Source organism: Brucella sp. IR073 (genome assembly GCF_049065735.1).
GTDB lineage: Bacteria > Pseudomonadota > Alphaproteobacteria > Rhizobiales > Rhizobiaceae > Paramesorhizobium.
This window is the reverse complement of sequence record NZ_JBAKHD010000001.1, coordinates 382005-395483: the sequence shown is the minus strand read 5'-3', so window position 1 is coordinate 395483 and position 13479 is coordinate 382005. Positions and strand designations below refer to the sequence as shown.

Here is a 13479-nt window from a genome sequence, read left to right as displayed (position 1 = left end):
TAGCGCGTTAACGTTCTGCGTGATTCGACCTGGAGTTTTCATGACCCTTCGTAGCCTTGTCTCGCGTCTTGCTGTTGCCGCCACGCTGGTTTCGGCGCTTGTTCCGGCATCGGCATTCGCCCAGCAGAATCAGCCGGCCCAGGCGGCCTCCCCGCAGCAGAAGGGCACCATGCGCTCGCAGCACGGGGCGTGGTCGATCCTGTGCGACACGCCGGCGGGCGCGAAAACGGAGCAATGCGCGCTGATCCAGAACGTGGTCGCCGCCGACCGTCCGGAAGTGGGCCTCTCGGTGGTGGTGCTGAAGACGGCGGACAACAAGGCGCGCATCCTGCGCGTGCTCGCGCCGCTCGGCGTGCTCTTGCCCAACGGCCTCGGCCTTAACGTGGACGGCAAGGATATCGGCCGGGCCTATTTCGTGCGCTGTTTCGAGGATGGCTGCTACGCGGAAGTGATCCTCGAGGATTCGCTGATCCAGACGCTCCGCACCGGCAAAAACGCCACCTTCATCGTCTTCCAGACGCCGGAGGAAGGCATCGGCATTCCGGTGGAACTGAACGGGTTCGGCGAGGGGTTCGATAAGCTGCCATAGCGCCGACGTCTTCCCGCCCCGTTACGGGGAGGGAAATGGTGGGTTGCCCCCACCGCCTCGACACCTTACATCCGTTGATAACGACAAGAACGGATGTTCCCCATGAAAAGCCTGATCGACAGTTTCGACGTCTCACAGGACGAAATTCGCAAGACGGTGGCCGACGCCCTCAAGCGCAGCGACGATGGCGAGCTGTTCGTCGAATATCGCGAGGCCGAATCGCTCGTCTTCGATAATGGGCGGCTGAAGACCGGCTCCTTCAATCAGGAACGGGGGTTTGGCCTCAGGGCCGTCGCCGGCGAGGCGGTCGGCTATGCGCATTCCGGCGAGCTTTCCCATGCGGCGCTGAAGCGCGCGGCGGATGCGGCCTCGGCGGTGGCGACCGGCTATTCGGGCGTCTATGCCGCCCCTCCCCCCGGTACAAATTTGCACCTCTATGGCGATGAGAATCCGCTCGGCAGCCCCAGCTTCGAGGCGAAGGTGAAGCTTCTGCAGGAGATCGACGCTTATTTGCGCGCAAAGGAGCCGAAAGTCCGGCAGGTGACCGTCTCGGTTGCGGGCTCGTGGCAGCATGTTGAGATATTGCGCGCAGACGGCCATTTCGTCCGCGACATCCGCCCGCTGGTGCGGCTCTCGGTTTCCGTGGTGGCGGGCGCGGGTGACCGGCAGGAATCCGGCTCCTACAGCATGGGCGGGCGCAAGGCCTTCGGCGAATTCATCGCCAGCGACTCATGGCGCTATGCCGCCGACGAGGCGCTCAGGCAGGCACTGGTCAATCTCGAAGCCATCCCCGCCCCTGCCGGCACATTCGATATCGTGCTCGCCAATGGCTGGCCGGGCGTGATGCTGCATGAGGCGGTGGGCCATGGGCTGGAAGGCGATTTCAACCGCAAGAAGACATCAGCCTTCGCCGGGCTGCTCGGCCAGCAGGTCGCGGCCAAGGGCGTGACCGTGGTCGATGACGGCACGCTCGCGGAACGGCGCGGGTCGATCACCGTTGATGACGAGGGCACGCCCTCGAACCGCACCGTCCTCATCGAGGATGGCAAGCTGGTCGGCTATATGCAGGACCGGCAGAACGCACGGCTGATGGGCATGAAACCGACCGGCAACGGGCGGCGCGAATCCCACGCCCATGTGCCGATGCCGCGCATGACCAACACCTATATGCTCTCGGGGGACAAGACGCCGGAAGAAATCATCGCCTCGGTGAAAAAAGGCATCTATGCCGTTTCCTTCGGCGGCGGCCAGGTGGACATCACCTCAGGCAAATTCGTGTTCGGCTGCACCGAGGCCTATATGATTGAAGACGGCAAGATCGGCGCGCCGGTGAAAGGCGCGATGCTGATCGGCAACGGCCCCGACGCCATGCACCGCGTCTCGATGATCGGCAACGACATGAAGCTCGACACCGGCACCGGCAATTGCGGCAAGGGCGGCCAATGGGTGCCCGTGGGCGTCGGCCAGCCGCATCTGCGCATGGACCAGATGACGGTGGGCGGGACGGCGGTTTAAGAGGCTGCGAACGGGTTACAGACAGAAGGCAGGTTTCTGTCTGTAACCATCTGTAAATGTAAAAGCCCCGTTTACATTTACAGCCATGGAAGGCTGGTGTATATGTAATTTCGAGTTTTACATATACAGGCTACTCATGGAACGGCTTTCCCTTGCGGCGCACACATTGTTTGCCGACCTGCTCCAGAAGAGCATGGACGCGACATTCAACATGCAATTTCCTGAAAACGGCTCTTTTTCGCAGGTAAAGCGCAATGGCCGCGCTTACTGGTATTATCTGGGCTATCAAACCGGGGGCGGGGATAATGGGCGGCCCAAGAAATGGACGAAATATGTCGGCCCGGTTGACGATCCGGAAATCACGAAGCGTGTCGAGGATTTCAAGGCGATCCGGGAGAATTTCCGCGAGCGAAGGCAGGTTGTTACCGCTTTGACAGGCATGGGCCTGCCGCGCCCTGACCCGCTTACCGGCGATCTCACGGAACTGCTCTGGAAAGCGGGCATATTCCGTTTAAGGGCCGTTCTTGTAGGAACCGTCGCCTTCCAGACCTATGCGGGTCTTCTGGGCGTCCGGCTGCCGTCCGCCCAAATCATGACCGGCGATTTTGATATCGCGCAGTTTCATTCGATTTGCCTGCTGGTGGAGGATTCAATCCCGCCCATCCTCGAAACCTTGCGCCAATTGGATGCAAGCTTCCGGGAGGTTCCGCATCAAAGTGACTCCCGGTTTTCTTCGGCCTTTGTCAATGCGAGGGGTTACAGGCTGGAATTTCTCACGCCGAACACGAGCAAGGCTGAATATTCGGACAAGCCTGCCATAATGCCCGCGCTCGGCGGCGCTGCGGCGCAACCGTTGCGTTTCATGGACTTCCTCATTCATCAACCGGTCCGCTCCGTCCTGTTGCATAAAGGGGGCATTCCGGTGCTGGTTCCTGCTCCGGAACGCTACGCCATTCATAAGCTCATCGTTTCGGCGGACCGGCGAGAAGACGGCTCGGTAAAAGCGCGCAAGGACGCGGAACAGGCCGGCTTGCTTATCGAGGCGCTCGATCTCAATTCGCAAAGTCTGGATACGGGTTTTGCCTGGATCGAAGCATGGGAACGCGGCAGCGGCTGGCAGCGGCGGTTAATTGCCGGACGGGATCGGCTCGGGAAAGAACAAGCGGCGCTGTTGAGAAAAGCAGTCGAGGCGGCGGCAAGGGAAGAGAACAAGCCACTGGGTGATGTGGGGTTCGGCCGTGTGTAATGTCGGTTCTCTTTTGACGGTCAGCTTGGCCAGCTACCGTTCTGAGCCGTTTGTGATGGTGTCACCGTTGAGGAATGGATCCCAGTGACAAGCACTGGGATGACGGGGTGGAGAGGTTTTCACCCAACTGGACAACCGTTCTGGCAGATGAGACCGTTGGAGATTATCGAGAGCAGCCACCCCATCCGTCATCCCAGTGCTTGTCACTGGGATCCATTCCTCAACGATGACACCAGAGAAACCGTTTCAGTCACTATCGAACGTGGTACGCGGTTATACAACTATGGCGAATTCAGTATAACCTCACCCTACCGCCCCTTCGTCAGCAGCGCCACGGTCTCCACATGCGACGACCAGAGGAACTGATCGATCGGCACCACCCGGTCGATGCGGTAGCCGCCTTGGGTGAGGATGGCGAGGTCGCGGGCGAGAGTTATGGGGTTGCAGGAGACGGCTGCCACCTTGGCAACGTTTGATTTGGCGATTTCCTTTGCCTGCATTTCGGCTCCCGCGCGTGGCGGATCGAAGACGAGGCCGTCGAAGCGGGCGAGTTCCTTTGCCATCAATGGGCGGCGGAAGAGGTCGCGGCGCTCTATTGTCACCGGCTTCAGGCCTTGGGTGTTGCGGGCGGCGCGGTCGAGAGCGGCGAGAGCGGCTGCATCGCTTTCTACAGCGTGAACGGCCATCTTTTCTGCCATGCGGAAGGTGAAAGTGCCCGAGCCGCAGAAGAGATCGGCGGCTCGCTTGGTCTTGGCGAGATGGCCCATGACGAGGGCGGACATGGCGTCTTCCGCCTCCGCCGTCGCCTGAAGGAAGCCGCCGGGCGGTACCTCCACGGCGACCTTGCCGAAATGGACGAGCGGCTTTTTCGGCTCGAGGATGATTTCACCCTCGCAGGTGAGCCGGGCAAAGCCCTTATGCATCATCGCCGCGGTCAATGCCCGGCGTTTCCCTGCTTCGGGTACGCCGCAGCCGGTCGCGGCGATATCGAGGCCGGAGGCGGTGGCTGTCACGCTGAGTTTAAACGGCTTCGTTCCCGAGGAAATTAGCGCTGCCAGTTCGCGCAGGTCGGCGAGGCGGTCCGTAATCGCGGGTACGGTGACCATGCATTCGTTGATGTCGATAATCTCGTGGCTCTGGTGGCGGTTGAAGCCCAGCAGCATGCCTTGCTCGGTCTTGCGCGCGGCGAAGACGGCGCGGCGGCGCGTTTGCGGTGCGCATGAGGCCAGCGGGTCGAGCTCGAAACTCAGCCGCCTTCCCGCCAGCGCTTCGGCGACGAGGCCGCGCTTCCAAGCTTGATAGGCATCAGCTTGCCAATGCTGCAACGCGCAGCCGCCGCAGGCCTCGAAATTCGAACAGGTCGGGGCGATGCGCTCGGGCGAGGCTTCGATAAGCGCCATCAGCGTGCCGCGGTTCTTCTCGCGGGCGATGTTCGCCACTTCGCCGGGCAGCGTGAAGGGTACAAAAACCTGACCGTCAGGCAGGTTGGCAACGCCGTCGCCGCCCGCGCCCATGGAATTGATCGTCACGCGCGTGGTCATTGGTCTTTTATTCCTGCAAGAAGATATTCGCGGTTGCCGTCGCCGCCTTCGATGGGTGACGGACAGAGGCCAAGTGTCCGCCATCCGAATTGCGTTGCCAGCCATGCCGCGAGATCGTCCGCCACGCGTTCGCCATCCGCCGGGTCGCGAAGGATACCGCCCTTGCCGATGCCCTCGCGCCCCACCTCGAATTGCGGCTTGACGAGCAGAACGCAATGGCTCCCCGGTTCGGCCAGCGCCAGCGCGGGCGGTAACGCCAGTTTCAGCGAGATGAAGCTGACGTCCGACACGACGAGATTAACTTTCCGGCCTTCGAGATGGCTTCGGTCGAGGATGCGGGCGTTCAGCCCCTCGTGATTGGTCACGCGGGGGTCGTTGCGCAGGCTCTCATGCAGTTGGTCATGGCCGACATCGATGGTGATGACATGCGCCGCGCCGCGCTCCAATAAAACCTGCGTGAACCCGCCGGTCGAAGCGCCGATATCGAGCGCCGTGCGGCCGTTTGCGTCGATGCCGAAATGGTCGAGCCCGGCGATGAGCTTCAGCGCCGCACGCGAGACATACGCACTTGCAGGATCATCGACTTCGAGTCTGGCATCGGGAGCGACGGGCATTCCGGGCTTCGTGGCCGGTTTGCCATCCACCCGCACCGTGCCGCGCGCAATCGCATCCCGTGCCCGCGAGCGGGTGGGGAAAAGGCCGCGGTCCACGAGAAGCTGGTCGAGGCGGTGCCGGGAGGGGGTGGAGTTATTTTGCATTAAATGGAGCTACTGCAAGCGCGCTTTCGCCGCGCTGTAAACATCGCCTCTTTCCCGTTTTCCAACTGCACTACCAATACGGTGACGGTGCTATCCTCGACCCGATAAACGAGCCGATAGCCGAGCTGCTTCAACTTAACTTTGTAATGGTCCGGCATGCCGTGGAGCGCAGCGCTTGGAACACGAGGATGCTCCAGGCGCTCGCGCAATTTCTTGACAAGCTGCTTACGGATCGTTTCTGCGAGCTTGTTCCATTCCTTCCGGGCCGTGGGCAGGAATTCGAGCTTATAGGTCATCGATATCGACCGGCTCGCCCTTTTCCGCCGCTCGTTCTTTCACAAGTTCAGCGAGATACAGGTCGTCCAGCCGCTCGAGCATGGCCTCGTAGACGTCCGCCGGCACCATATAAGCCATGATACGGTTATGGTTGAGCACCGCCACGGCTTCGCCCTGCGCCTCGTCCAATACCGCCGTCGGGCTTTTCTTCAGGTCGGAGACGCTTACGGCAAGTGAGGCTTCTACGCGTTGCATCGTGCTCTCTCTATATCGATAATGGTACTTATTTCAGTACCATTATCAGAGCTTCCTGCCAAGCGGTTTGTGAGCTACCCCGGGTATCAGCCCTGCGACGGCTTCCAGTCAGCCGATGGAATGACGTTAATCATCCAGGGGATGCCGAATTTGTCGATGAGCGAACCGAAACCGGGTGACCAGAAGGTTTCACCGAACGGCATGGCTACGTTCCCGCCTTCCGATAATTGATCGAACCAGCGCTGAGCCTCGGCCTTGTCCTCCGTATGCAAGGTGACGTCGAAGCCATTCTTGGGCTTGTCAATATTGGGAGCCCATCCGACATCCATGTCGGCGCCCATCAGCGCCTGGTCGCCGACCTCAAGCCAGCAATGCATCAGCCAGTTCTTGTATTTTTCGTCAGTGATCGGCATACCCGGAGGCGCATCGCCATAAGGGAAGGCTGCGGTGATCTTCCCGCCCAGGACCTTGGCATAGAACTCAAACGCCTCGCGGCACTGGCCTTGGAAACTCAAGCTGGTCACGATCTTCATAATCATTTCCTCCGTTTGAATATCACGCCCGTGACGGCGCGGCCATCACATCCTGCCCCAGTGCTGCAAACACCGCCTCAACGATCCCTGCCCTATCCAGCCCGGCGCGTTTATACATCGCCTCGGGCTTGGCGTGGTCGATATAGACATCCGGCAAGGTCAGAGGGCGCACGCGGAGGCCACCGTCGAGGAGGCCGTCATGGGCGAGGAAATGCAGGACATGCGAGGCGAAGCCGCCGATGGCGCCTTCCTCCACGGTGATGAGGACTTGATGCTCGCGGGCGAGGCGGCGGATCAGGTCTTCGTCGAGCGGCTTGGCGAAGCGGGCGTCGGCGACGGTGGTGGAAAGGCCCGCCGCGTCCAGTTCCTCGGCAGCGTAAAGGCATTCCTGCAGCCTTGTGCCGAAGGAGAGAAGCGCGACCTTGGTGCCTTCCTTGACGATGCGGCCCTTGCCGATTTCCAGCACCTGTCCGCGCTCGGGCATTTCGACGCCGACGCCCTCGCCGCGCGGATAGCGGAAGGAGATCGGGCCTTCGTCATATTCCGCCGCGGTGCGCACCATATGGCGCAGTTCCGCCTCGTCGGATGCGGCCATCACCACGAAGCCGGGCAGTGCGGCGAGGAAGCCGGTGTCGAACGAGCCGGCATGGGTGGCTCCATCGGCGCCGACCAGCCCGGCGCGGTCGATGGGGAAACGCACCGGCAATTGCTGCAGCGACACGTCGTGCACCACCTGGTCATAGCCGCGCTGCAGGAAGGTGGAGTAGATCGCGGCGAAGGGCTTCAGCCCTTCGGTCGCCAGCCCCGCCGCGAAGGTGACGGCGTGCTGCTCGGCGATGCCGACATCGAAGGTACGATCAGGGAAAACCTCGCCGAAAAGATCGAGCCCGGTGCCGCCGGGCATGGCCGCGGTGATGGCGACGATGCGCTCGTCATGGCGGGCTTCCTCGATGAGGCTGGTGGCGAACACTTTGGTATAGGACGGCGCATTGGCCGGGGCCTTGGCCTGCGCGCCTGTTATGACGTCGAACTTGTTGACGCCGTGATATTTGTCTGCCGCCGCTTCCGCCGGGGCATAGCCCTTGCCCTTTTGCGTGACGACATGGATCAGCACCGGGCCGTCCATGGTGTCGCGGACATTTTTGAGGACGGGGAGCAGATGCTCGAGATTATGGCCGTCGATGGGGCCGACATAATAGAAGCCCAACTCCTCGAAAAGCGTGCCGCCGGTCCAGAAGCCGCGGGCATATTCCTCTGACAGACGCGCCTTTTCCTGCAGGAATTTCGGCAGGCGGCGGGTCAGCTGCTTGGCCGTATCGCGCAGAGTGCGGTAGGTCGGGCCGGAGACGAGGCGGGCGAGATAGGCGCTCATACCGCCGACCGGCGGGGCGATGGACATGTCGTTGTCGTTGAGGATGACGATCAGCCTTGCATCGAGCGCGCCGGCATTGTTCATCGCCTCATAAGCCATGCCCGCCGACATGGCGCCATCGCCGATGACGGCAATGACATTGCGCTTCTCGCCCGTCAGCCCGCTTGCGACAGCCATGCCGAGCCCGGCGGAAATGGAGGTGGAGGAATGAGCCGCGCCGAAGGGGTCGTATTCGCTTTCCGAACGCTTGGTGAAGCCGGAAAGCCCGCCTTCCTGCCTGAGCGTCCGGATGCGGTCGCGCCGCCCGGTCAGGATCTTGTGCGGATAGGCCTGATGGCCGACATCCCAGATGATGCGGTCATGCGGCGTGTCGAAGACATGATGGAGCGCGACCGTGAGTTCGACGACGCCAAGGCCCGCGCCGAGATGCCCGCCGGTGATCGAGACAGCGTCGATCAGCTCGGCGCGCAGCTCGGTCGCCAGCTGCGGCAGATCGCTCTCGGGCAGCTTGCGTAAATCGGCCGGCGTCGGCGCGCGGTCGAGCAGCGGCGTTGCGGGTCTCGTTGTCACTCTGGTCTCCCTTTAAGGCAGTAGGGAAGTATGTTTAGTCCCTTGTTCGCCCCTGAACAATACATATTCCCCTACTGCCCTCTTCCCTTAATTCGGCAATGGAATGAACTCTTCCTCGTCCCCGGGCACAATGTCGAAACGGCCGGTGCGCCATTCTTCCTTGGCCTGCTCTATGCGCTCCTTGGAGGAGGAAACGAAGTTCCACCAGATATAGCGCTTCGAGGAAAGCGCCGCGCCGCCGAAAAGCATGACATGCGCCGCATGGCCTTCCGCAGCTGATATAAGGATCTCGTCGCCGGTGCGGAAGGCCAGGAGCCGGTCGGATGGGAAAGTTTCTCCTGAGATTTCGACTGCGCCGTCGAGGATATAGATGGCGCGTTCTTCCGCAGCGTTGGCGGGGATGACGAAACGGCCGCCGGGCGCGATACGGATGTCGGCATAGAGCGTGTCGCTATACTGCGTGACCGGCGATTTTTCCCCATGCAAAGCGCCGATGATAAGGCGTGTCTCGGTGTTTTCGTCCCTGATCTCTGGCAGATTCTTGGCAACAGTATGGTCAAAAGCGGGCGCCATCTCCTCCAGCGCATCCGGCAGGGCGAGCCATGTCTGCAGGCCGGAGATGGACATGGGGCCGCCGCGAAGCTCCTCCGGCGAGCGCTCGGAATGGACGATGCCGCGCCCCGCCGTCATCAAATTCACGTCGCCCGGCGCGATGACCATCTCAGTTCCCAGGCTGTCGCGATGGCGGATCTGGCCGTCGAAGAGATAGGTGACGGTGGAGAGCCCGATATGCGGATGCGGGCGCACGTCGATGGCCGTGCCGGGGCGCAGCAAGGCCGGGCCCATGCGGTCGAAGAAGATGAACGGCCCCACCAGCCGCCGCTTGGCGGTCGGCAGCGCACGGCGCACCTCCAGTCCGCCAATGTCGCTGGTGCGCGGGATGATCAGCGTCTCGATGGAGTCCACGGCACAGGCATCGCCTGGCTCGGGGTCGGTGCCCGGGAAAAAGCTCATGAGGGATTGTCCGCCTTGTTGAAGGGACGCTTGTCGCGCCGATATGTGGCGACTTTATAGGCGGATGGGTGGCAGGCAAGTCACCGGAATGGAGACGGAGTGTTTTGCGATGGAGAGCCCCTCTGCCGGCGACAGAGGGGAATGTTTAGTTCTTTTGTTTTTGCCGCATGATCTTGACCGAAAAGTCTGCAACTTTTCGGGATCATGCTCTACAACAGCTTCGCCAAATCCTGTTCGCTCGGGACCTGGCCGTTCGCGGTGAGCTTGTCGATGATGCCGGGCAGGTTTTGGGAGAGCTGGGACAGCACGTCGTCCTCGCTCATGCCCGACTGCTGGGCAAGGTTGCTCACGGTCTGCGGGCCCAGCGCCTGCCCGAGCTGCGCCGGCTCGATCGGCTGGTTCGGGCCGTTGCCGATCCATGAGCTGACCTTGTCGCCATGCCCGGCATTGCTCAGCTTGTTGAGAAGGCCGCTGAGGCCGCCGCCGCTTTGCGACGAGGAATCCTGCGCCGCATCCTGGCTGCCGCCGCCGCTCAGCATCTTGCCGACGAAAAGCGCGCCGAGGGCGAGCATCAAAGGCTTCGCGAGGCCGCCGCCGGGAACCGCCTGGCCAGAGGCATCGTCAAATAATCCCATGGGAATGTCTCCTTAAAATAAATACCCGTCCATTTACTTATATTCATCCAGTAAATATAGTTTGGCAAGCATGTCTAGTTGCAAAACATCTTGTAGTGTGAAAATATATTTAAGGTATACATAGGAGAGGATTCCATGGGTTTCTTTAGCTGGATATTACTTGGTCTCATCGCCGGTTTTATCGGAAGCAAGATCGTCAACAAGAGCGGCCAGGGCATGTTTCTCGACATCGCCCTGGGCATTTTCGGGGCGATCATCGGGGGGCTGGTGTTCAGCCTTTTCGGGGCAACCGGCATTACGGGCTTCAATATCTACAGCCTCATCGTCGCCGTGATCGGCTCCGTGGCGGTTTTGTGGATCTATCATGCCGTCACGGGCCGCAGCAGCCTTGGGTAATCGGTGACCGAGACAGCTTTACAGTCACATGATCTCACCCGAAATCTGACCTTCGGCCCGGATCATGCCTGAGCCCTATGCATCCCCACGGGTGCATAGGGTTTTCTCTGCGGCAAATATCAGAAAAATGAACGGAGGCGGGACCCGTGCATTGGTTCCACACTTACCTCGTGGCCTATGGGGCGGCCGCGCTGTTCGTCATCATCTATCTCGAATCGCTCGGCGCGCCGCTGCCCGGCGAAAGCGCGCTCATCGCTTCGTCGCTGCTGGCGCTGCATGGCGATCTCGACCTCTACCATGTGCTGATCGCGGTCTTCTGCGGCGCGGTGCTGGGCGACAGCACGGGCTATCTCATCGGCCATTTCGGCGGAGTGAAGCTCATCGCCCGCTATGGCTATCTGGTGCGGCTGACGCCGGAGCGGCTGCAGGAATTCGAAAACATCTTCACGAAAAAGGGGCCGTATATCGTCGCCACCGCGCGCTTCGTGCCGGTGCTGCGGCAATTGAACGGGATCGTCGCGGGTTCGATGAAAATGCCCTGGCCGCATTTCCTTGTCGCCAATGCAATAGGCGCCGCCGCCTGGACATTGTTATGGGGCGCGGGGCCGTATTTCTTCAGCGATTTCTTTCATCCGTTTTATGAGAGGATGAAGGGGCAGGAATGGAAATGGTGAATGGTGAATGGTGAATGGTGAATGGTGAAGAATAACAGTGGTTTAACAATTGCAAACCCGCTATTCGCCATTCACTGATCACTACTCGCCGTCCAGCGGCTCGACCCCCACCGGCTGGCCATCGCGCCCGAGCCGTATCTTTTCCACCTTGTCCTCGGCGGCTTTCAACAGCGCGTCGCAATGCTTTTTCAGGGCTTCGCCGCGCTCATAGATGCGGATCGACTGGTCGAGAGGCACGTCGCCGCGCTCAAGATCCTCCACGATGCGTTCCAATTGTTCCAGCGCCTGCTCGAAGCTCATCGCGGCGATATCGGCATTGGCGTTTTCGTCGGCCATGATTCACCCTTTCATCAGGCGCGTAATATGTGCTGCGGCGGATTGAGACAAGCCCAGAAGATCATAGCCGCCTTCGAGCACGCTGACGAGACGGTTGCCGCAAAAACGCTCCGCCCGGTCCATGAGCTTGCCCGTCGCCCAGTCGAAATCGGCTTCGTCCAGATTGATCTCGGCCAAGGGGTCGCGGCGGTGCGCGTCGAAGCCGGCGGAGACGATGATGAGGTCCGGACGGAAATCGTCGAGTGCGGGCAGGACGCGGCTGGTAAACGCCTCGCGGAATTCGCAGCTGCCGTCACCGGCCAGGAGCGGCGCGTTGACGATATTGCCGGCGCCGGTCTCGTGCCTGCCGCCGGTGCCGGGGAAAAGCGGCATCTGGTGCGTCGAGCAATAGAGCACGGTCGGGTCGGCCTTAAAAATATCCTGCGTGCCGTTGCCGTGATGCACGTCCCAATCGACGATGGCGACGCGCTCGGCGCCATGCCTGCGCTGCGCGTGGCGGGCGGCGACGGCGGCCGTGTTGAAGAGGCAGAAGCCCATGGCCCGCTCGCGCTCGGCATGGTGGCCGGGCGGGCGGGCGGCGACGAACGCATTGTCCGCCTGCCCCTCGAACACGGCATCAACGGCGGCATTGGCCGCGCCGATGGCCGTAAGCGCCGCCTCCCAGCTTTTCGTGCTCAGCACCGTATCCTCGTCGATGCGGGCAAGCGGCGGCGGTCCCTCCCCTTCTACCGGCTCGGGAATGGCAGCGCGGATGCGCTCCACGAAGCTTTCCGGGTGGACGGAGAGAATCGCCGCCTCATCCCCCATCGGCGCCTCGACGCGGTCGAGCCGATAGAACTCCTCGCCTTCGAGCACGCTATGCAGCGCGCGCAGACGATCCGGCCGCTCGGGATGGCCGCGCGGGGTCAGATGTTCGAGATAGATGGAATGCCAGTAAAGCCGTGTGGTCATGAAAGTTATGTAGGGCATTTTTCGCTGAAATAGAAATGCCCTATCTACCATCAAAGGTAATCAGCGAAAAAGAAAGGCGGCTCGATTCAGCCGCCTTTGGCATAATTATGGGCGGGACGCGCGAACATTGGATGATCTCCGCGCCTCAACCAGCTCATCACCTGAATCAGGTGCGATATCAGGCGCACGGTCGAGGATTGCAAGCGCTGCATCTACATTGCCGCCTGCCGCCCGCTTTTTCAAATTCATGATAGCGCGTCGATGGCCGATGCCATCAGCGATAAATGTAGAAAACAGCTGGTTGAGTGAGACATTGTCCTCCGCCGCTGCTCGTTTTGCTTCTTCCATGACATGATCTGCTATTCTGAGAGGATAGGTACTCATGTTGGCTGTCTCCTTCTCGCCAGTTCTGCCACAAAATCTCCGGCTCTCATGACAGACAGGCCGAATGCCCTTACGGCTGGATGCCGAAAATGCCTGTCATTGCTCACGATGACCGTCGCGCCGGCCGTTAAAGCACATTCTATGTAGATGTCATCCTTCGGATCGGCCAAGAACGGCTTGAAACGAAACCAAGGGGAAACGAGACGAGCCTTGCTGAAAACCGCATCCAGCACAGTGTCAATCTCGTCCTGACTTACCCAGGGATCACCGCCAAGAACGCCTTTTCGTTTCAGAACGTCCTCGTATTCCAAGGCCACGGCTGGCGACACGGCAAAGGCAATATCGCCAACAAGCATTTCCCGCAAAAGCAGGTGCGACGCCCCTCTTGACGAGCGCAAAGCCGAAAGCACAACATTAGCATCGACGACAATCAT

Annotated in this window: 16 protein-coding genes and 1 pseudogene; 5 read left to right on the top strand and 12 right to left on the bottom strand. The window is 60.9% G+C overall.

The annotated features are described in order from the left end of the window. The first annotated feature begins 40 nt into the window (after positions 1 to 40). The 3 genes from ACOWVG_RS01980 (at position 41) to ACOWVG_RS01970 (ending at position 3350) form a co-directional block, all read left to right on the top strand. Positions 41 to 589 (top strand): invasion associated locus B family protein, encoded by a 549-nt coding sequence (locus tag ACOWVG_RS01980; protein WP_420959788.1) that lies wholly within the window; start codon positions 41 to 43, stop codon positions 587 to 589. 102 nt (positions 590 to 691) lie between these two features. Further along, on the top strand, positions 692 to 2104 hold the full coding sequence (gene tldD / locus ACOWVG_RS01975; RefSeq protein WP_420959787.1) for a metalloprotease TldD: 1413 nt from the start codon (positions 692 to 694) through the stop codon (positions 2102 to 2104). A gap of 136 nt (positions 2105 to 2240) precedes the next feature. Then, entirely contained in the window at positions 2241 to 3350 is a 1110-nt protein-coding gene (locus ACOWVG_RS01970) for a GSU2403 family nucleotidyltransferase fold protein (RefSeq protein WP_420959785.1), read from the top strand. Positions 3351 to 3658: 308 nt separating this feature from the next. Here ACOWVG_RS01970 and ACOWVG_RS01965 read toward each other — a convergent pair whose 3' ends face one another. The 8 genes and pseudogenes from ACOWVG_RS01965 to ACOWVG_RS01930 all read right to left on the bottom strand — a co-directional run bounded on the left by ACOWVG_RS01965 (position 3659) and on the right by ACOWVG_RS01930 (position 10304). Beyond that, positions 3659 to 4891, bottom strand: a complete 1233-nt coding sequence (locus ACOWVG_RS01965; protein ID WP_420959784.1) for a class I SAM-dependent RNA methyltransferase — start codon at positions 4889 to 4891, stop codon at positions 3659 to 3661. Next, on the bottom strand, positions 4888 to 5649 hold the full coding sequence (locus tag ACOWVG_RS01960) for a TlyA family RNA methyltransferase (protein ID WP_420959782.1): 762 nt from the start codon (positions 5647 to 5649) through the stop codon (positions 4888 to 4890). Before ACOWVG_RS01960 ends, ACOWVG_RS01965 begins: the two co-directional genes overlap by 4 nt. A 9-nt stretch (positions 5650 to 5658) precedes the next feature. After that, positions 5659 to 5945, bottom strand: a pseudogene (locus ACOWVG_RS01955) (type II toxin-antitoxin system RelE family toxin). After that, entirely contained in the window at positions 5935 to 6180 is a 246-nt protein-coding gene (locus tag ACOWVG_RS01950; protein ID WP_420959781.1) for a type II toxin-antitoxin system Phd/YefM family antitoxin, read from the bottom strand. Before ACOWVG_RS01950 ends, ACOWVG_RS01955 begins: the two are co-directional and overlap by 11 nt. Positions 6181 to 6266: 86 nt before the next feature. Continuing rightward, positions 6267 to 6713, bottom strand: a complete 447-nt coding sequence (locus ACOWVG_RS01945) for a VOC family protein (RefSeq protein WP_420959780.1) — start codon at positions 6711 to 6713, stop codon at positions 6267 to 6269. 22 nt (positions 6714 to 6735) lie between these two features. Then, positions 6736 to 8655 carry a 1-deoxy-D-xylulose-5-phosphate synthase gene (gene dxs, locus ACOWVG_RS01940; protein WP_420959779.1) on the bottom strand — a complete coding sequence of 640 codons (1920 nt, stop codon included), beginning with the start codon at positions 8653 to 8655 and terminating at the stop codon, positions 6736 to 6738. A gap of 87 nt (positions 8656 to 8742) precedes the next feature. Further along, the gene (locus ACOWVG_RS01935) at positions 8743 to 9669 is read right to left on the bottom strand and encodes a pirin family protein (protein WP_420959778.1); all 927 of its coding nucleotides are present in this window, start codon (positions 9667 to 9669) and stop codon (positions 8743 to 8745) included. Positions 9670 to 9878: 209 nt separating this feature from the next. Then, positions 9879 to 10304 carry a YidB family protein gene (locus tag ACOWVG_RS01930; protein WP_420959776.1) on the bottom strand — a complete coding sequence of 142 codons (426 nt, stop codon included), beginning with the start codon at positions 10302 to 10304 and terminating at the stop codon, positions 9879 to 9881. Positions 10305 to 10439: 135 nt separating this feature from the next. Between ACOWVG_RS01930 and ACOWVG_RS01925 the strand changes: the two genes are divergently transcribed. Both ACOWVG_RS01925 and ACOWVG_RS01920 read left to right on the top strand, forming a co-directional pair. After that, complete coding sequence (locus ACOWVG_RS01925) at positions 10440 to 10700, top strand: GlsB/YeaQ/YmgE family stress response membrane protein (RefSeq protein ID WP_420959775.1); 261 nt, start codon at positions 10440 to 10442, stop codon at positions 10698 to 10700. A gap of 146 nt (positions 10701 to 10846) precedes the next feature. Next, positions 10847 to 11374, top strand: a complete 528-nt coding sequence (locus ACOWVG_RS01920; RefSeq protein ID WP_420959773.1) for a DedA family protein — start codon at positions 10847 to 10849, stop codon at positions 11372 to 11374. 81 nt (positions 11375 to 11455) lie between these two features. On the opposite strand, the gene ACOWVG_RS01915 is transcribed toward ACOWVG_RS01920, so the two are convergent. From ACOWVG_RS01915 to ACOWVG_RS01900, 4 genes are all read right to left on the bottom strand, one after another. After that, on the bottom strand, positions 11456 to 11710 hold the full coding sequence (locus ACOWVG_RS01915; protein WP_420959772.1) for an exodeoxyribonuclease VII small subunit: 255 nt from the start codon (positions 11708 to 11710) through the stop codon (positions 11456 to 11458). Between the two features lie 3 nt (positions 11711 to 11713). Then, on the bottom strand, positions 11714 to 12661 hold the full coding sequence (locus ACOWVG_RS01910; protein WP_420959771.1) for a histone deacetylase family protein: 948 nt from the start codon (positions 12659 to 12661) through the stop codon (positions 11714 to 11716). Between the two features lie 105 nt (positions 12662 to 12766). Then, complete coding sequence (locus ACOWVG_RS01905) at positions 12767 to 13045, bottom strand: hypothetical protein (RefSeq protein ID WP_420959770.1); 279 nt, start codon at positions 13043 to 13045, stop codon at positions 12767 to 12769. After that, complete coding sequence (locus tag ACOWVG_RS01900; protein WP_420959769.1) at positions 13042 to 13479, bottom strand: PIN domain-containing protein; 438 nt, start codon at positions 13477 to 13479, stop codon at positions 13042 to 13044. The genes ACOWVG_RS01905 and ACOWVG_RS01900 overlap by 4 nt, the downstream gene beginning before the upstream one ends.